16 protein-coding genes are annotated in these 20431 nt (G+C 58.0%); 15 read left to right on the top strand and 1 reads right to left on the bottom strand.

Going from position 1 to position 20431, the window contains the following annotated elements:
* The first annotated feature begins 5 nt into the window (after window positions 1-5).
* The 4 genes from KDX30_RS01700 (at window position 6) to KDX30_RS01685 (ending at window position 4898) form a co-directional block, all read left to right on the top strand.
* Complete coding sequence (locus tag KDX30_RS01700; RefSeq protein ID WP_200866040.1) at window positions 6-1139, top strand: enolase C-terminal domain-like protein; 1134 nt, start codon at window positions 6-8, stop codon at window positions 1137-1139.
* Window positions 1136-2434, top strand: coding sequence for an NAD(P)/FAD-dependent oxidoreductase (locus tag KDX30_RS01695; protein ID WP_231674795.1), 1299 nt, complete (start codon window positions 1136-1138; stop codon window positions 2432-2434). Before KDX30_RS01700 ends, KDX30_RS01695 begins: the two co-directional genes overlap by 4 nt.
* 160 nt (window positions 2435-2594) lie before the next feature.
* Window positions 2595-3536, top strand: a complete 942-nt coding sequence (locus KDX30_RS01690; protein ID WP_231674794.1) for an aliphatic sulfonate ABC transporter substrate-binding protein — start codon at window positions 2595-2597, stop codon at window positions 3534-3536.
* A gap of 33 nt (window positions 3537-3569) precedes the next feature.
* Complete coding sequence (locus KDX30_RS01685; protein WP_231667122.1) at window positions 3570-4898, top strand: LLM class flavin-dependent oxidoreductase; 1329 nt, start codon at window positions 3570-3572, stop codon at window positions 4896-4898.
* Window positions 4899-5589: 691 nt separating this feature from the next.
* Here the strand turns inward: KDX30_RS01685 and KDX30_RS01680 are convergent.
* Entirely contained in the window at window positions 5590-6792 is a 1203-nt protein-coding gene (locus KDX30_RS01680; RefSeq protein ID WP_231674793.1) for an MFS transporter, read from the bottom strand.
* Between the two features lie 403 nt (window positions 6793-7195).
* Between KDX30_RS01680 and KDX30_RS01675 the strand changes: the two genes are divergently transcribed.
* From KDX30_RS01675 to KDX30_RS01625, 11 genes are all read left to right on the top strand, one after another.
* Window positions 7196-8761 (top strand): ATP-binding protein, encoded by a 1566-nt coding sequence (locus KDX30_RS01675; RefSeq protein ID WP_231674792.1) that lies wholly within the window; start codon window positions 7196-7198, stop codon window positions 8759-8761.
* Between the two features lie 24 nt (window positions 8762-8785).
* On the top strand, window positions 8786-9400 hold the full coding sequence (locus KDX30_RS01670) for a response regulator transcription factor (RefSeq protein WP_231674791.1): 615 nt from the start codon (window positions 8786-8788) through the stop codon (window positions 9398-9400).
* 97 nt (window positions 9401-9497) lie between these two features.
* The gene (locus KDX30_RS01665) at window positions 9498-9860 is read left to right on the top strand and encodes a response regulator transcription factor (RefSeq protein ID WP_231674790.1); all 363 of its coding nucleotides are present in this window, start codon (window positions 9498-9500) and stop codon (window positions 9858-9860) included.
* Between the two features lie 9 nt (window positions 9861-9869).
* On the top strand, window positions 9870-12713 hold the full coding sequence (locus tag KDX30_RS01660; RefSeq protein ID WP_231674789.1) for an ATP-binding protein: 2844 nt from the start codon (window positions 9870-9872) through the stop codon (window positions 12711-12713).
* Window positions 12714-12954: 241 nt separating this feature from the next.
* On the top strand, window positions 12955-13644 hold the full coding sequence (locus tag KDX30_RS01655; RefSeq protein ID WP_231667117.1) for a helix-turn-helix domain-containing protein: 690 nt from the start codon (window positions 12955-12957) through the stop codon (window positions 13642-13644).
* A gap of 291 nt (window positions 13645-13935) precedes the next feature.
* The gene (locus KDX30_RS01650) at window positions 13936-14853 is read left to right on the top strand and encodes a LysR family transcriptional regulator (RefSeq protein ID WP_231674788.1); all 918 of its coding nucleotides are present in this window, start codon (window positions 13936-13938) and stop codon (window positions 14851-14853) included.
* 363 nt (window positions 14854-15216) lie between these two features.
* Entirely contained in the window at window positions 15217-15648 is a 432-nt protein-coding gene (locus KDX30_RS01645) for a DoxX family protein (RefSeq protein WP_027900465.1), read from the top strand.
* On the top strand, window positions 15641-16270 hold the full coding sequence (locus KDX30_RS01640; protein WP_231674787.1) for an antibiotic biosynthesis monooxygenase: 630 nt from the start codon (window positions 15641-15643) through the stop codon (window positions 16268-16270). Before KDX30_RS01645 ends, KDX30_RS01640 begins: the two co-directional genes overlap by 8 nt.
* Window positions 16271-16421: 151 nt before the next feature.
* Window positions 16422-18260: an amidohydrolase gene (locus KDX30_RS01635; RefSeq protein WP_231674830.1), complete on the top strand. Its 1839-nt coding sequence runs from the start codon at window positions 16422-16424 to the stop codon at window positions 18258-18260.
* Between the two features lie 53 nt (window positions 18261-18313).
* Entirely contained in the window at window positions 18314-18943 is a 630-nt protein-coding gene (ycaC, locus tag KDX30_RS01630) for an isochorismate family cysteine hydrolase YcaC (RefSeq protein ID WP_027900462.1), read from the top strand.
* A gap of 530 nt (window positions 18944-19473) precedes the next feature.
* Window positions 19474-20316, top strand: coding sequence for a fumarylacetoacetate hydrolase family protein (locus KDX30_RS01625; RefSeq protein WP_231674786.1), 843 nt, complete (start codon window positions 19474-19476; stop codon window positions 20314-20316).
* Window positions 20317-20431 lie beyond the last annotated feature (115 nt).

Genomic DNA, 20431 nt, shown 5'->3' with positions numbered 1-20431 from the left:
GAGTCATGACCATGACAAATGAAAGCATTCAACGACTTCGGGTCTTCTTGATTGAAAGCCCGATCAAAATGGCGCGGCTTCAGGGCGTGGGCAATGTCAAAGGCAGCGTGAAACGGGTGCTGGTGGAGCTGACCTCGACTTCTGGCATTGTCGGCTGGGGAGAGGCTGCGCCCTGGGAGGTGTTTACCGGTACCGCCGAAGGCGCGTTCGCCGCCATCGACACCTATCTTCGGCCGTTGGTGATTGGCGCAAATATCCGCTCGATTCGGGCTACCACCCTGGCAATGGATACTGCGCTGGTGGGCCACGGCGAAGCCAAACTCGCCATTGAAACCGCGATGTTCGACATCCTCGGCAAGTCCTGCGGTTTGTCCATTGCTGACCTGCTGGGCGGCAGGGTGCGCGACAGCATTCCACTGTCGTTCTCGATTGCCGACCCTGACTTTGATGCCGACATGGAGCGCATGCGGGCGATGGTTCCGGCCGGCAATCGCATCTTCAAGGTCAAGACCGGAGTCAAATCCCATGCTGAAGACATGGCCCATCTGGAGGCCATGCGCAACGAATTCGGCAATTCGATTGATCTGCGCCTCGACTACAACCAGGCGCTGGCACCCTTTGGTGCGATCAGCATCCTGCGTGATGTTGACCAATTCCGTCCGACGTTCATTGAACAGCCGGTCCCCCGTAATTGCCTTGCTGCAATGGCGTCCTTTGCCGATGCCCTGGACACGCCGATTCTGGCCGATGAGAGCTGTTTTGACGCGCGCGATCTGATGGAAATTATTCGTCTCGGCGCGGCCGATGCGATCTCGGTCAAACTGATGAAAGCCGGGGGGATTCTCAAGGCGCAAGGCATCATGGCCATCGCCGATACCGTGCATATCCCGGCCTATGGCGGCACGTTGTGGGAGGGCGGTATTGCGCTGGCTGCGGGCACCCAGTTCATCGCCGCGACGCCTGGTATGTCGCTGGGCTGCGAGTTCTACATGCCGCATCACGTGTTGACCGAAGACGTATTGGAGGAGCGTATTCCCAACCGTGACGGTGCTGTGATCGTACCGACCGGGCCGGGTTTGGGCATCTCTGTCACTGAAGCATCGCTGCGCGGCAATGCACGCATTCTGGCTGAACGATGAGTAGCGCATCCGGTATGAAACAGCACACGGCAACAACGCCCCGGCACATCGTGGTGATTGGCGGCGGCATTGTCGGTGCGTGTACCGCGCTGGCGCTGCTGAAGGATGGGCATCGCGTGACGATTCTGGAGCCTAATGATCCCGGTGGCGAGCACGCTGCGAGTTACGGCAATGGTGCGTTTATCAGCCCGGCGTCGATCATTCCGATGTCCATGCCTGGGCTCTGGAAAAAGGTCCCCGGTTTTCTGCTCGATCCGCTGGGCCCGTTCACGATTCGCTGGCAGTACCTGCTGAAGCTCGCCCCTTGGTTGATCCGATTCGTCAAGGCGGGCGCGACGCCTGCAAAGGCCGCCCGAACAGCCGGTATTCTTTCTACCTTGTTGTCTGATGCGCCCGCTCGGCATCTGGCGCTTGCCACGGCATGCGGCGTGCCTGAGCTCATTCGTCAGGACGGTTTGCTCTACGTTTACCCGGATCGTGATGCCTTTCTTCTGGAAGCATTCTCGTGGCAGCTAAGGCGCGACAATGGCATTCAGTGGTGGGAACTGGACGCCGATGCCCTGCATGAGTTCGAGCCTGCCCTGAGTCGCCGCTATACCTTCGGCGTGTTGCTCGAAAGTGGCGGGCATTGCCTCGATCCGGGGGCTTATGTGCGCGGCCTGGTGGACAGTTTCATGTCTCAGGGCGGCGAGCTGATCCAGGTGCGGGCCGAGGGATTCAACATCAGCAACGCTCGACTGCAAAGCGTGGTTACCGACAAGGGATCTGTCGTCTGCGATGGAGCTGTGATCACCGCCGGTATTCATTCCAAAGCGCTTGCAAAGGGTGTGGGCGACCGGGTTTCTCTGGAAAGCGAGCGCGGTTACCACGTGCAAATCGCTCAGCCTGCCAGCGGCCCGCGCATTCCGGTCATGCCGTCTGACGGCAAGATGGCCAACACCATGACCAGCAGTGGGTTGCGTGCTTCTGGTCAGGTGGAATTGGCCGGTGTCGGATACCCGCCAGACTGGAAACGTGCAGACATCCTGTTGCACCACTTGCTGAAGACTTACCCCGAGCTTGGCGATGATCCCTCGCAATTGAACATTTCCCGCTGGCAGGGCAATCGTCCCTCAACGCCCGATGGGCTTCCTGTCATCACTAAAGCGAAGGCCACGCCTGACGTCGTGCATGCCTTCGGTCATGGCCATGTCGGCCTTGCTTCGGCGCCCATGACGGCTGAAATCGTCGCCAGTCTTTTTGCCGGTAAGTCTACGCCCATCGATATCACGCCGTTCTCGGCCTCGCGCTTCTGATTCGAGGAGTGCGTATATGCCGCTGGAGGCAAACGGCATAAGCTTATGTTTATACGGTTCTTCAATAGTTTTCGTAAATTATTATAATTAAATGGAATTTAAAAAGCGTCGCTCATGCTTTCTGAAATGAGCGACGCCTCCTCCAAAGGCGAAGGATTCCATGACCCTACGAAAACTCATCCTCGCAGCAGGCTTGATGCTTGCGGCGGTCACCGCGCATGCCGAACAGACTATCAATATCGGCTACCAGCGTTCTTCCACGTTGTGGATCCTGCTCAAGGAAAATGGCCAACTGGAGGAGCGCCTCAAGCCTTTGGGTTTCAACGTCAACTGGCATGAATTCAGCAGCGGTCTGCTCAGTGCATTGAACGCTGGCGCGGTGGATTTGCACGCTGATGTGGCTGATGCCTTTGCGCTGTTTACCCAGGCAGCGGATGCGCCGTTGACCTATTACGCACGTGAAGCGGCCTCGCCGAGCGCGCAGGCAATTATCGTCGCGAAGGATTCGCCGATCAAAAGCGTGGCAGACCTCAAGGGTAAAACCGTGGCGGTTTCCAAGGGTTCGGGCAGTCACTTCCTGCTGATCTCTGCGCTTAAACAGGCCGGGCTGAGCCTCAACGACATCACGCCGCGCTATCTGGAAGCGCCGGATGGCGTCGCCGCGTTTGCCAGTGGCAAGGTTGATGCCTGGGCCATCTGGGACCCGTTCCTGGCCACCCAGCAACGCGAGCATCAGGTGCGCATCATCGCTGACGGCAGTCAGGGGCTGGCCAATTACAACCGTTTCTATCTGGCCAACACCAGCTTTGCCAGGGCGCACCCCGAGGTCTTGCAGGTGGTGATCGATACCCTGCGCGAGTCCGGCAAGTGGGTTAAATCCCATCCGCAGGATGCAGCGAAGATCCTTGCGCCGGTGTGGGGCAACATCCCGGTCGAAACCGTAGAGCTGGCCAACAGCCGCCGCAGCTACGACATCGTCCCCGTCAAACTGGATGAGCTGGCCGAACAACAGCGCATTGCTGACACCTATTACGGCGCAAAGCTGATCCCCAAGCCGCTGAAGATTTCCGGCATCACTGTCTGGGCACCTGAAAGCAAATAACCTCAGGCCCGCCCCCTTCGACTGGAGTTGCACATGAGCCGTCAAATTCACCTGTCCGCGTTTCTGCTGACCGGACCGGTCATTCACAGTCATGCCGTCTGGCGACATCCGGAGACGGTAGGGAGCTACCTCGACCCTGAGTATTACGCCCGCACGGCGCGCGTGGTGGAGGAGGGGTTGTTCGATTTTCTGTTTTTCGCCGACCGCCTCGCGGTCGGTGATCAAATGGGCGGATCCCGGGACGTGGCGTTGCGTTACGGGGCTCAGGACGCGACGCGTCTGGACCCGTTGCCGATCCTCTCTTATCTGGTCGGTCAGACTCGCAAACTGGGGTTGGGCGCGACACGTTCGACCACATACTACGAGCCAGCGCATATCGCCCGTGAGTTTGCGACGCTGGATCACCTGTCCAAAGGTCGCGCCGCCTGGAACATCGTCACCTCGATGAACGACAGTGAAGGGCGTCTGTTCGGCAAGGACAAACACCTCGAGCACGATCTGCGTTACGACCGCGCCGATGAGTTCGTCGAAGTGGCGCTCAAGCTCTGGCGCAGTTGGGAGCGGGACGCGCTGAAGCTGGACCGCGAAACCGGAGTGCTGGCTGATCCATCGAAGATTCATCCGGTTCAACATTACGGCGACTGGTTCAAGGTCGAGGGACCGTTGAACATTCCCCGCACACCTCAGGGTCGGCCGGTGCTGATCCAGGCCGGTTCTTCGGGGCGTGGCCGGCGTTTCGGTGCGCGCTGGGCCGAAGCGATCTTCACCATTCACCCGCACCTGAAAGCCATGCAGGCGTTTCGTGAAGACGTGCGGGCGCAAGTGGTGCAACAAGGGCGTCCGGCAGACAGCTGCAAAGTGTTGACGGCAGTGATGCCGTTCATTGGTGGCAGCGAAGCCGAGGCCCGGGCCAAACGTGACAAGCACAATGCATTGGCTCGCCCTGAACTGGGCCTGGTAACGCTGGCCTCACAACTGAATGTGGACCTGTCGCCATTCCCGTTGTCAGCGACCCTGGCAGATATTGCCCGCTCGCCGCTGATTCATCCGGCGGCTGCCGAGAAACTGCTGATGCAGGGCGCTGATACGACGCTGGAAGAGCTCGGGCGGATCTTCGCAAGCAGTGTTCGCGTGCCGCAACTGGTGGGCACCGGTGCGCAGATAGCGGAGCAACTCGCGGATATTTTCCTGGCGGGCGGTAGCGACGGGTTTGTCATTTCCCCTGCCTATCTGCCGGGTTCGTTCAGCGAATTCGTCGAAAGTGTAATTCCGCATCTGCAGCGCAAAGGGTTGTTCCGCAGGGCGTATGAAGGTTCGACGTTAAGGGAGCATCTTGGCCTTGAAGCAATACCAGAGAGTTGAGCGCTTTTTACTCTGCTGAAAGAGATATGGCTAATACCCGAACGCCCCCCGTGCTAGAGCCGTCCTATGGAACAGCTCGGTCTCTGTGGGAGATTCTATGTTCGCCTGCAAGCGTTGATCCCGGTGGGAGCGAATTCATTCGCGAAGAGGCCGGTGAATGCGCAGCCTTTGTATCGACAAAAATACCGCCTTCCCGAATGAATTCGGTCCCACCGGTCCTGCATGAGCTTGAGATGTTACCAACTTGAGAGCGAGGCTTGCCCGCGATACGGGCGCTTCGGTCCGCCAGGTACACCGCGTTATCGTTCTTCGCGGGCAAGCCCGGCTCCCACAGGATTACGCAGATCTATCTGGGAGATTCTATGTTGGCCTGCAAACACAAATCCGTGGGAGCGAATTCATTCGCGAAGGGGCCGGTACATCCGCAACTGATGTATCGCTTGAAATGCCGCCTTCCCGAATGAAGTGGAGCGCCACCCCGGTCGGTCCCACAGGCTCTTCATGAACCTGAAGTCGTACACAAATCCGTGCGAGGCTTGCCCGCGATACGGGCGCTTCGGTCCGTCAGGCACACCGCGTTATCGTTCTTCGCGGGCAGCCCGGCTTCCACAGGATTACGCAGATCTACGTGGGAGCGAGGCTTGCCCGCGATAAGAGCGACGCGGTCCGAAGTGAACCGCGTCCATACTGACTAGCTTCGACCAACACGCCCGGCCAACAAGAAAACTACCAGCGCAACCAGCGGCAGACCGGCTCCCAGCCACACGACCCCGTGCCAGCCACCCTGCTCATACAGGCTGCTGGCCAGCGCTGAGCCAATAGCACCGCCGATGAAGATGCTGGTCATGTACAGCGCGTTCAACCGACCACGGCTGGCCGGGTCCAGAGCGTAGATCGCGCGTTGTCCCAGCACCATGTTCATCTGCACTGCAAAGTCGAGCAGTACTCCGGTGACCGCCAGGCCAATCACGCTGTAACCCGGTTGACTCAGACCCACCAGAAACGCAACTGGCGCCATGATCATCGCGATCAAGGATGCGCGCCGGGTATGCCCGGCATCGGCCAGACGCCCGGCGACAGGTGCGGCAACCGCACCTATGGCACCCACCAGTGCAAACAGCGCGATCTGGGTCTGCGACAGTCCGAACGTACGCGACAGTTCGATCGGCGCAGCTGTCCAGAACAGACTGAACGCAGCAAACAGCAGGCCCTGATAGAACGCCCGCTGACGCAACACCGAATACCTGCGCAGCAATGTGAACAACGAACCGAGCAGTTGCCTGTATGACGCCTTGTGATCAGGCGTGCGTTTTGGAATGGTAAGAGCCAGTACCAGAATGATCGCCAGCATCATCACCGACGCGGTCATGAACACCGCACGCCAGCCGAAGTGGTCGGCTATCAGGCTCGACAGCGGCCGGGCCAGCAAAATGCCCAGCAGCAGGCCGCCCATGATATTGCCGACGACCTGACCACGGGTTTCTTCCGGCGCCAGGTGCGCCGCCAGCGGTATCAGCATTTGCACCGACACCGAACTGAAGCCGATCAGCAGGGAGATCATCAGAAAGCCGTTGGCGTGTTCGCTGAACGCCGCAGCCAGCAGGCTGGCCGTCGCCACGATGGCAGTGCCGATCATCAGCTTGCGGTTTTCCAGCAAGTCAGCCAGCGGTACGAGAAATAACAGGCCAAGGGCATAACCGATCTGGGTCAGCGATACGATCAGGCTGGCGCTGTGGGCCGACAACCCTATTTCAGGAGCAATCAGCTCGACGATGGGCTGGGCATAGTAGATGTTGGCGACGATGGCGCCACAGCAAAACGCAAACAACAGCACCAGGCCGCGGGTCAGGGTGTTTTGCGGTGCTAGAGCGGGGGAAGCTGTGGAGGAGGTCATAATCTTTGGCTCATGTTCAGTCTGAAGAATATCGGCCCGTCACGGCGGGCGTATGGAGCGAAGGTCTGCACGACAGGCCTGATGATGTTCAATTCTATGAAGATCGACAACATCATAAGCGCACCGAAGAACACGTTTCACGGTAAATGCTACAGGCATATTTATAGCGATTGGTTACTATGATAGCGATTGAAGTAAAAGTTCATGTCATTTACTTGCATGATTGTGCTTAGTCGCCGCCGAAGTTCATCGGGTGAATCTCCTGCCTATCCTTATAGATAGTATCGGTGGAACTAATTAGCTGCTTAGATATCCTGAGCTTCCCGCGATAAATCATGAAATTGATCACGATCTATCCCCGGGCCAGATACTTACCGACATACGACGGACAGTGTGATTAACGATGATCAGTCTCGGTCAAGCCAGTGTCTCTCTTGAACTCAGAGAAGTCTTCAGATGTGGTGTGCCGCTGCGGGTGGGCACGCGGGCGTTCGATATTCTGGAACTGCTGATTACCTGTCCGGGACGTCTGGTCAGCAAGGACGAGATTCTGCGGCGCGTCTGGCCCGATACCGTGGTTGAGGAAAATAACCTGCAGGTGCATGTCTCTGCATTGCGCAAGGCACTGGGTGAAGATCGCGATCTGATCCGGACCATTCCGGGGCGCGGCTACATGCTGGTGGGGGGCGAGGGCGAATCTGCTCTGCCAGTCGCTGATTATGACAACCCGCTGACGGTCGGTTCCTCCGGGAGCGCGATGCCACGCAAACACGATCTTCCCCATAACGTCCCGTTGATTGGGCGGCAAGCCGCACTGGAAGACGTCTGCGAAGCGTTGCTGAGCGATGCGCTGGTGAGCCTCGTGGGATCAGGGGGGATAGGCAAGACGTCCCTGGCAGTCGCTGCTGCCCACTATCTGTCCCTGACCGATAGCCTGCATGTCTGCTTCGTACCGCTGGCGCACATTACCTGCCCTGAAAACATTGTTGAGTCTCTGGCATCTGCCCTGGATCTGGTCGTGTTACCGGGAAGGTCGCCGATTGAGGCGATTGTCGAATGCCTTGATCAGCAGAATCGTCTGGTCATCCTGGATAACTGTGAGCACCTGATCGATGCAATAGCGGCGGTCAGTGAGCATCTAATGCGCCGTTGTCCGTCGCTGCGGATTCTGATCACCAGTCGCGAACCACTGCGCATTGGCGGCGAACGAATGCTCAACGTCGCCCCGTTGGACATCCCGGAGCAGGATGCCGATCGTCAACAAGTGCTGCAAAGCAGTTCAGCACAATTGTTCATGACACGCTTGCGGGCGCTGGACCCTTATTTCCCGGCAGAAAACATGGAAAGTCTGGACGAACAAAGTGTGGAGTTGATCGCACAGGTCTGCCGTCATCTGGATGGCATCCCGCTGGCGCTGGAGATGGCGGCCGCCCGCGCTGCCACGCTGGGACTGTTCGAATTGCTGCAAAGCCTGCAACATGGACCGCACCTCTTGTCCGGCGGTCTGCGCAGTGCCCCTGATCGTCATCAGTCGCTGGTGGCATCGGTAGAGTGGAGCTATGGTTTGCTGAGCCCGGACGAGCGCAACGTACTGAAACGTCTGGGTCGTTTCGAAGACCGTTTTACCCTCGCTCAGGCCTGTGAAAGGGCGCAGTCCCTGGCGCTGCCTCAAGGCAGGCTCATGGACTGCATCGTCAGTCTGGCGCAAAAGTCTCTGTTGCTGATTACCGCCGAAGGGCCTTTCCGGTTTTACCGGTTATTGAGGGCAACCCGGAGCTGGCTGATGGAGGCAATCAGTGAGCTGGCGGGTGATATCGGTTCAAGGCAGGGCATTCGCCAGCACAATCAGCATTCTGTGCGCCCGGCATCCATGGCGTCTGTCGCGACGTTGCGAGCAGTAGGGGGCGGCCTGCACGACTCCGATTATTTTCACCTCAACCACCAACGAATTCTGGCGACAAGCCAGTAGCACGAAGCATCGGAAAATCTGTATATGAGCGCTACACCCAAGGTTTATGTGGTCGATGATGAGTGCACGATCCGCACGTCTTTGGCTCGCCTGCTGCATTCTGCGGACATCGACACCGAATGCTTTGCCAGCGCTCAGGCGTTTCTTGAGCAGTCTTTTGAAGATCAACCGACGTGCCTGCTGCTGGACGTCAATCTTGCGGCCTCCAGTGGTTTTGATGTGCAGGAGGAGTTGCTCCGTCGCGGCCATCGCTTCCCGATCATATTCATGACCGGCTTTGGCACCATCCCGATGTCGGTCAAGGCTATCAAAGCCGGCGCCCACGAGTTTTTGACCAAGCCCTTTGAGCCGGATCATTTACTGATGGTGGTGCGCCAAGCCCTTGAACACGACGAAAGCGAGCTGGTGGGTCGGCTGCACGTCGAAAGCGTCAGGCGCCGGTTCGAAACCCTGACGCCCCGTGAACGGGAAGTCATGACGTTGTTGGTAACGGGCAAAATGAATAAACAGATTGCCGGAGATCTGGGGACCAGTGAAATAACGGTGAAAGTTCATAAACGGCACATTATGACAAAAATGAAAGCACGAACTTTGATTGATCTGGTCAAGATGCATGAACAATCAACTCCGGTCAGTTGATATAAAACAGCACATTTATACATAGCGTCAGGCGCGCTCTTTCGTGGGAGGGCGTAAAGTCTGTTTCTATTACTTTCACTGCCATGAAGTTGAGCTTATGATCCTCATTTGCGTTGTTGATGACGACGCTTCCGTGCGTAATGGTCTTGGCAATCTTCTCAAGTCTTTGGGCTATGCTTGCGTGGGCTTTGCTTCGGGTGAAGCATTTCTGGCTTCTTCGGCAAGTGATGATGCGGATTGCGTATTTCTCGACTTGATCATGAAGGGCATGCAGGGGCTGGAAGTTCTTCGGCAGTTGAAAGCCGGGGGCAAACCGGTCGCCGTTTTCTGCATGTCCGCTCAGGATGACGAGGGAACCATCCGCCGAACACTCGACGCTGGTGCACTGGGTTTTTTGCGCAAACCGTTCTCCGAGGAGGCGTTGCTCGATTCGATAAAGCGGGCACTGGAACGCCCGTAAGGGGCCTTTATGAGCAGCATCCAGGCAGAGCTGATCTCCGGTCTTCAGGCAAGGGCTGAGCATCAGGCCGAAGGCTGCACGCCTGAATGGCTGGCGCTTCTGTCATGGGACCTGCTGTTTGTCGATGGCGAGATTGATCGTTACCGGGTTCATGTGCAGGGCTGCTACCGACAGTGGCTGGTTTTTCGTTCGTCAGTGCGCAAGGTGGAGAGCAGCAGGCGTCGTATCGAGCATGAATACGCGCTAGCCTCCCGCCTTGAGCCGTCCTGGGCACTGGTTCCCCAGGCTCTGTTGCAGACGGCGGAAGGTCCGCTGTGGGTATGCGACGATCCTGGTGGTCAGACGCTGCATGAACTGGCTGACGGGAAAATTTCCATTGATCGCTTCCTGCGCCTTGCGTCAGGCGCAGCGCGCTCCCTTGGGATGGCTCATGGCAAGGGTCTGCTGCATCGGGATATCAAACCGAGCAATCTGCTTCAGGATGCTCAAGGCACTGTTCGTCTGACGGGGTTTGGCGTCAGTGTCGAGACCGGATCCTGCATGCCCACGAACATTGGCGATTCCATCTGCGGCACGCTGGCGTATATGTCTCCTGAACAGGCGGGACGGGGCGGGCTGCAGTCCGACCAGCGCAGCGATCTTTATGCGTTGGGCATGACGTTCTATGAGCTGCTGACCGGCAGATTGCCCTTCGAGGCAGACGATGCGGTTGAATGGGTGTATTGCCACGTGGCCCGCCAGCCTTTGTCACCGCGGCATTTTCGGGACTCGATTCCCGTACCGTTGGCTCAAATGATTCTGCAACTGATTGCCAAGAATCCCGAAGATCGCTATCAGACGGCTTGTCGCCTGGAGGCTGACTTGCGCAAGTGCCTGAACGAGTGGAGTCAGTTCCAGCACTTGTCCGCTTTTGACGAGACCGTAAAAGATCGTCGATGCCGGGGCGTTGAGCCGGAATTCTTGCTGACGAGGCGGGCGGAGTATCAGGCTCGGGGTGCTGCATTCAAGCGGGTCACTGAAGGGATTTATACCTCCGCGCATGGCCATTTTCTCAGTGGCTGTGATTGCTACCAGCCATGTGGGTGCCTGGGCCAGGTCGCCGGGCTGGAAGCGCGGAGCGGAATTCTGCGCGCGCAGGCCTCGCTGTCGAGGCCCTCGATCAGTATTTCCATGGGGCAGGAAGCGCTGGATCTGGTGTCGGTCATGAAGGCCTCTCAGGCGCTGTCCGAAGAGATCGTGCTGGAGCGACTGATCGGTATTCTGCTGACCAATACGATCGTTCACGCCGGTGCCCAGCATGCCCTGTTACTGCTGATCAAAGACGAAGTACCGCAGGTCCGTGCCCGCGGGCAGGCGCACGAGTCCGGCATCGCCACCGAGCTCTCGGAGACAACACCCACCGCGCGGCATTTGCCCTTGTCGATGTTGTACACGGTCATAAGAACGCGGCAACTGATCGTGCTGGACGACGCCATGCATTCACATGTCTTTGCCGCAGATGAGTACTTCAATGAGCATCAGGTGCGCTCAATACTGTGTTTGCCCCTTATCAAACAAGGCCAGGTAGTGGGCGTGCTTTACCTGGAAAACAATCTGGCGCCTGGGGTGTTTACTTTCAGGCGCACGGCGGTGCTTGAACTGCTCGCCGGTCAGGCCGCGATCTCGCTGGAAAACGCTCGTCTGTATGCTGAATTGACGGAAGAGAACACGCGTCGCAAAGAGATCGAAGCGGCGCTGCGCACCAGCAAGGCGACGCTGGCATTGGGGCAACGTATCAGCCAGTCGGGGAGTTTTCGCTGGGATCCGGGCACCGATGAGGCGCAATGGTCCGACGAGCTGTTTGCGGTCTGGGGCCTGCCGGTGACGGCGGTTGCACCTTCACTGCCGGTGCTGGAAAAGATGATTCACCCGGAAGATCTGCAAGCCTTTTCATCAATGCTGTCTCGGGCTCTGCGACATTCCAGTGCCTTTGAACACACCTTCCGTATCTTCAGGCCCGATGGGACGCTTCGTTATATCGAACTGCTGGGAGAGCCGGACGGCGAGCAGTTTTTCGTGGGTGTGGTCAGTGATGTGACCGAGCGCAAAACCACTGAAACGTCCTTGCGCACTGCCCGTGCCGAGCTGGGGAGGGTTTCTCAGGCAACCACCATGGGCGAGTTGGCGGCGTCCATTGCGCATGAAATCAACCAGCCGCTGGCTTCGATTGTCTCCAACGCCAGTGCCAGTTTGCGCTGGCTCAACCGTGATGTGCCGGTAGTCGAGGAGGCGCTCGCCGGGCTTAGGGATATCGTCAACGACGGCAAGCGCGCTGCCGACATCGTGCGCGCACTTCAATCGCTGGCCAGACAGACGCCGCTCAACCGTGAACCGTTGTACATCACGGATGTGATTCAGCAGGTGGTGTTGCTGACCGCCAGTGAGATCGAGCAGCGCCATGTATTGCTTTACAGGGAAGTCAGCGAGCCACAACTGACCGTGGAAGGTGATGCTGTGCAGTTGCAGCAGGTGATTCTGAATCTGATCATGAATGCAGTGGACGCCATGAGCGACCTTCATGACCGGCCGCGTCGTCTGGCGATCACGTGCAATACGGTGGCTGATGAGTATGTGGTGGTCAGTGTTCAGGACAATGGTTACGGGATTGATCCTGAACATGTTGAACGGGTCTTCGATGCGTTTTTCACGACCAAGGAAAAGGGCATGGGAATGGGCCTGGCGATCTGCAGATCGATCATTGATGCTCATGGGGGGATGCTGCAGGCGTTTTCCGGACGGTCGAGCGGGGCGGTGTTTGTGTTCACGTTGCCAGTGGTTGCAGGGGCGTTGTCAGGTAGGGCAGTTAGACCTTAGCGCCTATATCGCGGGCAAGCCCAGCTCCCACAGGTGGAACGCGGTCCCATGTGGGAGCTGGGCTTGCCCGCGATATAGGCGATGCAGAACCAGCATGCAGGTCGCAAAATCCAGGAACAGATGTTGACTGCTGCGCGGATTAACCTGCGCTTCAGAACGTTTAATGTTTTGCAAAGGACTTTAAGGACCGCCATCACCAGACTCGATACCTGCCATACACCTCTGAGCAGGAGAGTCTGTAATGAATGCGTTCAGCCCTTTGTCCACGCTTCATGTCGATCAAGCCGCCGTCACTCAGGTTCCATCTTTCGACACCTTGTCGTCCGCTGTAGAAGAACTGATGAAGTCCGCATCGGTTGGCGATACACGTGAAGCGAATCTGCAATTGCTGGAGCGCAGCGTTACAACGCCGGGCATTGACCCTTTGGCTTACCGGCTGATTTGCTCGCTGTTGCCTGCCTTGCGTGATCGTCAGGCTGATCATGACGATTCATTAGAGCGCGCGATGCTGGTGCTGTGCTCGCATTTGTCTACCCGCTTTGAAACGCCTGAAGCCGTGGTGCCCAAGCGTTGCGAGAAAGTCGCGTTGTCGCCGTGGCAGGAGCGTCGTGCCAAGGAAATGATGTCCAGCCATATGGATCGCGGCCTGTCCATTGCCCAGATCGCCACCGAATGCTCGTTGTCACGCAGCCATTTCTCTCGGGCGTTCAAAAAAAACACAGGTTTTTCGCCCCGTGACTGGTTCCTGCAGGTTCGCCTGGACAAGGCCAAGGGGTTGCTGACCGAGACCAGCATTTCGATTTCGCGTATCAGCCTCGATTGCGGTTTTGCCGATCAGTCGCATTTCACCCGGGTGTTTACCCGTGTTGTAGGCCAGACGCCGTTCGGCTGGAGACGCTCGCTGTCGACCGAAGCACGGCGGGCGGGGTGACTTCCAGCGACGCTCACCTCAATGATTTGGAATGCAATCTCCTTGTGGGAGCGGTGCTTGCCCGCGATGCAGACGATGTGATCTGACAGGTGAACCCAGTCGCACTTATCGCGGGCAAGCACCGCTCCCACAGGGAAATCGCATTCCACACAAGTATGTGTTCGCTGCGTGAACATAACCGTCGTCGACTCAAAAGCACAAACCTACAAGGCGAAGCGCTGATAACCGTGCTTACTTGAATGAAGGACAAGCCTCTCGGGCTTTTCATCTCTTCAGTTCCGGACATTCCCCATGAATCGCAATGATCTGCGCCGAGTCGACCTCAACTTGCTGGTGATCTTTGAGGCGCTGATGTTTGAGCGCAACCTGACCCGGGTTGCTGAAAAACTGTTCATGGGCCAGCCTGCCGTCAGCGCCGCGCTGTCGCGATTACGCGATCTGTTCGACGATCCCTTGTTGCTGCGCAGTGGTCGCGGTATGGAGCCGACGGCAAGGGCGCTGGACATCCTCAAGGAAATTCAGCCTGCGCTGGATACCATCTCTGGCGCAGTCAGCCGCGCCAAGGATTTCGACCCCGCCACCAGCTCTGATGTGTTCCGTATCGGGCTGTCGGATGACGCCGAGTTTGGCCTGTTGCCACCCTTGCTCCATCAACTCCGGGAAGAGGCGCCGGGCATCATCGTGGTGGTTCGCCGCGCCAACTATCTATTGATGCCAGCACTGCTCGCCTCAGGCGAAATCTCGGTAGGCGTCAGCTACACCACCGATCTACCGGCCAACGCCAAACGCAAAAAGCTGCGTGATATTCACTGCAAGGTGTTGCGTGGCGATTCTCGGCCGGGCGCGTTAACCCTTGATGATTATTGCGCGCGGCCGCATGCGATGGTGTCGTTCTCGGGCGACCTGTCCGGCAACATCGATCTGGACCTGGCCAAAGTCGGGCGGACCCGCAAAGTCGTGCTCGGTGTACCGCAATTCAATGGCCTGCGGGCGTTGCTGGCGGGTACTGAATTGATCGCAACCGTGCCTGATTACGCGGCCTGTGCGCTGGTGGAAGGTTGCACGCTGCGCGCAGATGATCCGCCGTTTCCGATTGTTGCTGCCGAGTTGTCGATGGTCTGGAGCGGGGTGCATGACAACGACCCCGCCGAGCGCTGGCTCCGTTCGCGCATCAGTCAGCATATGGCCAAGACGCCTGACGTGATTTGAGGTGTCCCAGTGTCCATCTGTCGCGAAGCAAACATTAGACCTGTAGGAGCTGCCGAAGGCTGCGATCGCGGTGTATCAGGAGAAATGCTTCGCAGCCTTCGGCAGCTCCTACAGAAAATGCAGTTCAGCCCATTAATTTGCATTTTGTGTGATGAAGCCGAGCTTGGTCTGGTCGCACAAGGTGCGGCGCTAGTCCTGGGTTTACGGCTGTCGAAAAAAACCAGCCGTGCTTTTGCGCACGACTGATCCATGAAAGCACAAGCATTCAATTACCGCTCGCTTCAACGCTGCACTATCGAATCCAGAGTTGGCCAGTACACGGAGATTCCCTGTCCTGGCCATTCCCAATTTCGTGGGTGCGTGATGAATCATTCGACAGTTGAAAACCTATCCCTTGAAGACCGGGTCCGCGATCTCGGTCTGCTGTTCCTCAGGCTAAGCGCCGCGGCTTTTCTTCTGGTCGTTCATGGCCTGCCAAAACTCCTCGATTTCAACCATCAACTGACGCTCATCGAAGACCCGTTCCACTTGGGCGCGCAGTTGACCCTGATCCTCGCAATCTTTGCCGAAGTCCTGTGCCCGCTGCTGATTGCTGCTGGGATCTTGGTGCGCCTTGCATGCCTGCCCATTCTGTTTCTGTTGCTGGTCGCACTGCTTGCCGTTCACCCGGAATGGACGCTGGAGCAGGGCCAGTTTGGCTGGTTGCTGTTGATCATTTTTACAACTGTGTTGATTGCAGGGCCGGGACGGCTCGCGCTCAACACACGTTTCAACGGAGCGGTGCGTTATGTCTGATTCAAACTCCTTGGTCGACGAAGCGGTGATGGTCAACCATCCGACATTCAATGAAGTTGTGACGCTGGTGATCAAGCACCGCATCCGCGCCGGTATGGAAGCGGATTACGAAGCCTGGCTAAGGCGCATCGTAGGTATTGCCGGCAGCTATCCGGGGCACTTGGGCGTGGATGTGATCCGCAGCAAGTCGGGTGGGCTGCATCTGTTCACCTGTGTTCTGCGCTTTCACTCTACTGACGCCATGCAGCGCTGGCTGGATTCGGAGCAGCGCAGCCAGTTGGTTGAGGAGGCCCGCCCAATGCTCGCCGACGGCGACCAGACCGAAGTTAATCCCCATAACGAATTCTGGTTCACGCCTGCCTCCGAGGCTTCCGCACCGCAGCCGCCGCGCTGGAAGCAGGCGTGTGTGACGTTTCTGGTCATTTGCCCGCTGACACTGCTCATTCCTCTGCTCTGGGGGCCGGTGTTCGCGTTGAGTCCGCTGCTCGCCAACTACGTGGTGAGTACCGCCCTGGTCACGGTGACCATCGTCCTGCTGGTCTGTTACGTGATGATGCCTGCCGCAACCCGGCTGTTCGCACCCTGGCTGAATGCCGCGCAGAAACAGCCCTCCGTGGAGTGACGCCATGAGCAATGACGACAAGGACACCGATCAGGAACGCCGCCGCTTTCTGGCCAAAGGCACGTTGCTCAGTGCCGCGGCGGCCATCCTTCCGTCTTTTCCCTTCGCTGGCTATGCCGGTGCCTCTCAAAAATCTGTCGAAGGAACCGCGATGAACGTCGAACTGATTCTCTACAACGGCCAACTGCATACTGTCGACCGTGAAAAACCAAAGGCCAGCGCGGTCGCCATCAGCGGCGGACGCTTTGTGGCAGTGGGCACCGATGCAGAAGTCATGGCGCTGCGTGGCAGTGCGACCCAGGTCATCGACCTGCAAAAGCGAACGGTGATTCCGGGTCTCAACGACTCCCACTTGCACCTGATCCGTGGCGGCCTGAACTACAACCTCGAACTGCGCTGGGAAGGCGTGCCGTCACTGGCTGATGCATTGCGCATGCTCAAGGACCAGGCCGACCGCACTCCGACGCCGCAGTGGGTGCGGGTCGTGGGTGGCTGGAACGAATTCCAGTTTGCTGAAAAGCGCATGCCGACGCTTGAAGAGCTTAATCAGGCGGCTCCGGATACCCCGGTGTTCGTTCTGCACTTGTACGACCGTGCCTTGCTCAACCGCGCCGCGCTGCGTGTCGCCGGGTACACCCGCAACACGCCGAACCCACCGGGTGGCGAGATTGTTCGGGATTCCAATGGTGATCCAACCGGCATGCTGGTCGCCAAGCCCAACGCGATGATTCTCTACTCGACGCTGGCCAAGGGGCCGAAGCTGCCGCTGGAGTATCAAGTCAACTCGACGCGTCAGTTCATGCGAGAGCTGAACCGGCTGGGTGTGACCAGTGCCATCGACGCGGGCGGTGGTTTCCAGAACTACCCGGATGATTACGCAGTGATCGAACAGTTGGCTCGCGAGAAGCACCTCACCGTGCGTATCGCATACAACCTGTTCACCCAGAAGCCGAAAGAAGAGCTGGCCGATTTCAAGAACTGGACCAGTTCGGTCAAATTGCATCAGGGCGATGACTTCCTGCGCCACAACGGCGCGGGTGAAATGCTCGCTTTTTCCGCGGCGGATTTCGAAGACTTCCTCGAACCGCGTCCGGATCTGCCCGCAGGCATGGAACAGGACCTGGAGCCGGTGGTGCGCCATCTGGTTGAACATCGCTGGCCGTTCCGGTTGCACGCGACTTATGACGAGTCCATCTCGCGAATTCTCGACGTGTTCGAGAAGGTCAATCGCGAGATTCCGTTCAACAACCTGCCGTGGTTCTTCGACCATTGCGAAACCATCAGCCCGAAAAACATCGAGCGGGTTCGCGCTTTGAATGGCGGCATCGCGATTCAGGACCGTATGGCCTTTCAAGGCGAATACTTCGTCGAGCGCTACGGCGCAAAGGCTGCCGAATACACGCCGCCGATCAAACGCATGCTGGCCGAGGGTGTGCCGGTGGGCGCCGGGACCGATGCGACCCGGGTTTCCAGCTACAACCCGTGGACTTCGCTGTACTGGATGGTCAGCGGTCGCACGGTGGGTGGTCTCGAGTTGTACCCGGAAGGATTGTCTCGTGACACCGCGCTGGAGTTGTTCACCCACGGCAGCGCCTGGTTCTCATCCGAGCAGGGCAAGAAGGGCATGATCAAAGTCGGCCAACTGGCTGACTTGGTGGCCCTGTCTGCGGACTACTTCAGCGTCGATGAAGAGTCGATCAAGTGGATCGAGTCGGTGCTGACCGTGGTGGACGGCAAGGTGGTGTACGGCAGTGGCGATTTCGAGAAGCTCGCGCCACCGCAGGTTCCGGTGCTGCCGGACTGGTCGCCGGTGGTCAAGGTGCCGGGTCACTGGCGTCCGAATTCGCCGTTAGTGGCTCAGATTCACCAGTGCAGCGGCCCTTGCGTCGTGCACTCCCACAGCCATGAGCGCGCACGTATGTCCAGCGTACCGGTCAGCGATTTCCAGGGTTTCTGGGGCGCGTTCGGCTGTTCATGTTTCGCATTCTGATCATCTGCCATCACGGCGATGACGTTACTCTGAAAACCTGAAGGAGTTACCCCATGAGTACTGCTACCCCCTGGAAACGCTTGAACAAAGACGACGCGGTTGTGCTGCTGGTGGATCACCAGACCGGTCTGATTTCGCTGGTGCAGGATTTTCAGCCTAACGAGTTCAAGAACAACGTGCTGGCGCTGGCGGATCTGGCGAAGTTCTTCAAACTGCCGACGATTCTGACCACCAGCTTCGAAAACGGTCCGAACGGCCCGATGGTGCCCGAGCTGAAGGAGCTGTTCCCGGACGCGCCATACATCCCGCGTCCCGGCCAGATCAATGCCTGGGACAATGAAGACTTCGTCAAAGCGGTCAAGGCAACCGGCCGTAAGCAACTGATTATTGCCGGTGTCGTGACTGACGTGTGCGTCGCATTCCCGACGTTGTCTGCACTGGCTGAAGGGTTTGAAGTGTTCGTCGTGACCGACGCATCGGGCACCTTCAACGAAACCGTGCAACAGGCCGCCTGGGCCCGCATGACCGCTGCCGGTGCGCAACTGGTCAACTGGTTCTCCGTGGCATGCGAGCTGCAGGTTGACTGGCGCAACGATATGGAAGGTCTGGCAAATCTGCTCTCGCCACGCATTCCCAACTACCGCAACCTGATGAACAGCTACTCTGCACTGACTGCGAAGTAAGTTCTGAGGCTCAAAGAACGGCGCCCTGCCTTGAGTAGGGCGCCGTTTTTGCTTATACCTTCAGGTCGCCTCGATCCTGTGGGACCGAATTCATTCGGGAAGGCGGTATTTCAGGCAGCGCATCGGCTGTGAATGTACCGGCCCCTTCGCGAACAAGTTCGCTCCTACCGGTGACCTGAGCAAGACGCATAACCCGGTAGGACCGAATTCATTCGGGAGGGCGATATTTCAGGTGCGCATAGGCTGCGGATGTCCCGGCCCCTTCGCGAACAAGTTCGCTCTTACCGGTGACCTGGGCAAGACGCAGAACCCGGTAGGACCGAATTCATTCGGGAAGGCGGCATTTCAGTTTACGCATAGGCTGTGGATGTCCCGGCCTCTTCGCGAATGAATTCGCTCCCACTGGAACAGTGTTTGCAGACCAACATAGAGACCAGTAAAAGCAGCTTTAGCCGGGAGAGCGATATTTCAATAGATTGCCGAGGCTATGCCATGATGCCCTCGCTCATTTACTGACAAGGAATAACCCCATGAAGCTGGTTCGCTACGGTCTACCCGGTGCTGAAAAGCCTGGCGTCATTGACTCCAACGGTGGCATTCGTGATCTGTCGGCGCATGTTGATGACATCAACAGCAATGCGCTTTCCATCGAGAGCCTGTCGCGTCTGAGTGCCATCGACTGCTCGACGCTGCCGCTGGTTGCGGGTGATGTGCGTATGGGGCCTCCGATCAGTAAAGGCGGACGGGTGATCTGCATCGGCCTTAATTACACCGACCATGCCGCCGAAACCAATCTGCCGATTCCTGCCGAACCGGTGATGTTCCTCAAGGCTTGCTATCCCACTGGCCCCAACGACGACATTCGCTTGCCGATTGGCTCGGTGAAGACTGATTGGGAAGTTGAACTGGGCATCGTGATCGGCACCCAGGGGCTGTACATCGACAAGGCCGATGCTTTGACGCACGTCGCGGGTTATTGCGTAGTCAATGACTTATCCGAGCGCAGTTACCAGCTGGAGCGTGGCGGGCAGTGGACCAAAGGCAAGAGTTTTCCGGGGTTTGCCCCCGTTGGCCCATGGCTGGTGACGGCTGACGAAGTGGCTGATCCTGGCAAGCTGGCGTTGTGGCTGGAGGTCAATGGCAAACGCCAGCAAGACGGCAACACGGCCAATCAGGTATTTGATGTGGCGACGGTCGTCAGCTACGTGTCGCAGTTCATCGAGCTGGAACCTGGCGACTTGATCAGCACCGGCACCCCGGCAGGCGTGGGATTGGGTCATAAGCCTGAGCCATTGTTTCTCAAACAGGGGGATGTGGTGACCTTGGGTGTGGAGGGGCTTGGGGAGCAGCGGCAGGTGATAAAAGCGTTTTGAATTTTGTGGGGCGGTTAACCACTATTGCTCTAATTGAAATGCGGTCTACCTGTGGGAGCTGGGCTTGCCCGCGATGCATGTGTCGCAGTTCGAAGGCAGACCGAGTTATCGTTTA

Origin of the sequence: Pseudomonas quasicaspiana (assembly GCF_021147825.1) — a bacterium.
In the GTDB taxonomy this organism is placed as follows: Bacteria; Pseudomonadota; Gammaproteobacteria; order Pseudomonadales; family Pseudomonadaceae; genus Aquipseudomonas; species Aquipseudomonas quasicaspiana.
The sequence above is the reverse complement of the archived record's forward strand: the minus strand, read 5'-3'. Positions and strand labels throughout refer to the sequence as shown.

Bases quoted from the DNA above. Each gene is read 5' to 3' on its own strand.
- KDX30_RS01635 (WP_231674830.1), top strand. From the start codon at position 16,422: ATGAACGTCGAACTGATTCTCTACAACGGCCAACTGCATACTGTCGAC.
- ycaC (WP_027900462.1), top strand. From the start codon at position 18,314: ATGAGTACTGCTACCCCCTGGAAACGCTTGAACAAAGACGACGCGGTT.
- KDX30_RS01685 (WP_231667122.1), top strand. From the start codon at position 3,570: ATGAGCCGTCAAATTCACCTGTCCGCGTTTCTGCTGACCGGACCGGTC.
- KDX30_RS01650 (WP_231674788.1), top strand. From the start codon at position 13,936: ATGAATCGCAATGATCTGCGCCGAGTCGACCTCAACTTGCTGGTGATC.
- KDX30_RS01690 (WP_231674794.1), top strand. From the start codon at position 2,595: ATGACCCTACGAAAACTCATCCTCGCAGCAGGCTTGATGCTTGCGGCG.
- KDX30_RS01695 (WP_231674795.1), top strand. From the start codon at position 1,136: ATGAGTAGCGCATCCGGTATGAAACAGCACACGGCAACAACGCCCCGG.
- KDX30_RS01670 (WP_231674791.1), top strand. From the start codon at position 8,786: ATGAGCGCTACACCCAAGGTTTATGTGGTCGATGATGAGTGCACGATC.
- KDX30_RS01625 (WP_231674786.1), top strand. From the start codon at position 19,474: ATGAAGCTGGTTCGCTACGGTCTACCCGGTGCTGAAAAGCCTGGCGTC.
- KDX30_RS01645 (WP_027900465.1), top strand. From the start codon at position 15,217: ATGAATCATTCGACAGTTGAAAACCTATCCCTTGAAGACCGGGTCCGC.
- KDX30_RS01655 (WP_231667117.1), top strand. From the start codon at position 12,955: ATGAATGCGTTCAGCCCTTTGTCCACGCTTCATGTCGATCAAGCCGCC.
- KDX30_RS01660 (WP_231674789.1), top strand. From the start codon at position 9,870: ATGAGCAGCATCCAGGCAGAGCTGATCTCCGGTCTTCAGGCAAGGGCT.
- KDX30_RS01680 (WP_231674793.1), bottom strand. From the start codon at position 6,792: ATGACCTCCTCCACAGCTTCCCCCGCTCTAGCACCGCAAAACACCCTG.
- KDX30_RS01700 (WP_200866040.1), top strand. From the start codon at position 6: ATGACCATGACAAATGAAAGCATTCAACGACTTCGGGTCTTCTTGATT.
- KDX30_RS01640 (WP_231674787.1), top strand. From the start codon at position 15,641: ATGTCTGATTCAAACTCCTTGGTCGACGAAGCGGTGATGGTCAACCAT.
- KDX30_RS01675 (WP_231674792.1), top strand. From the start codon at position 7,196: ATGATCAGTCTCGGTCAAGCCAGTGTCTCTCTTGAACTCAGAGAAGTC.
- KDX30_RS01665 (WP_231674790.1), top strand. From the start codon at position 9,498: ATGATCCTCATTTGCGTTGTTGATGACGACGCTTCCGTGCGTAATGGT.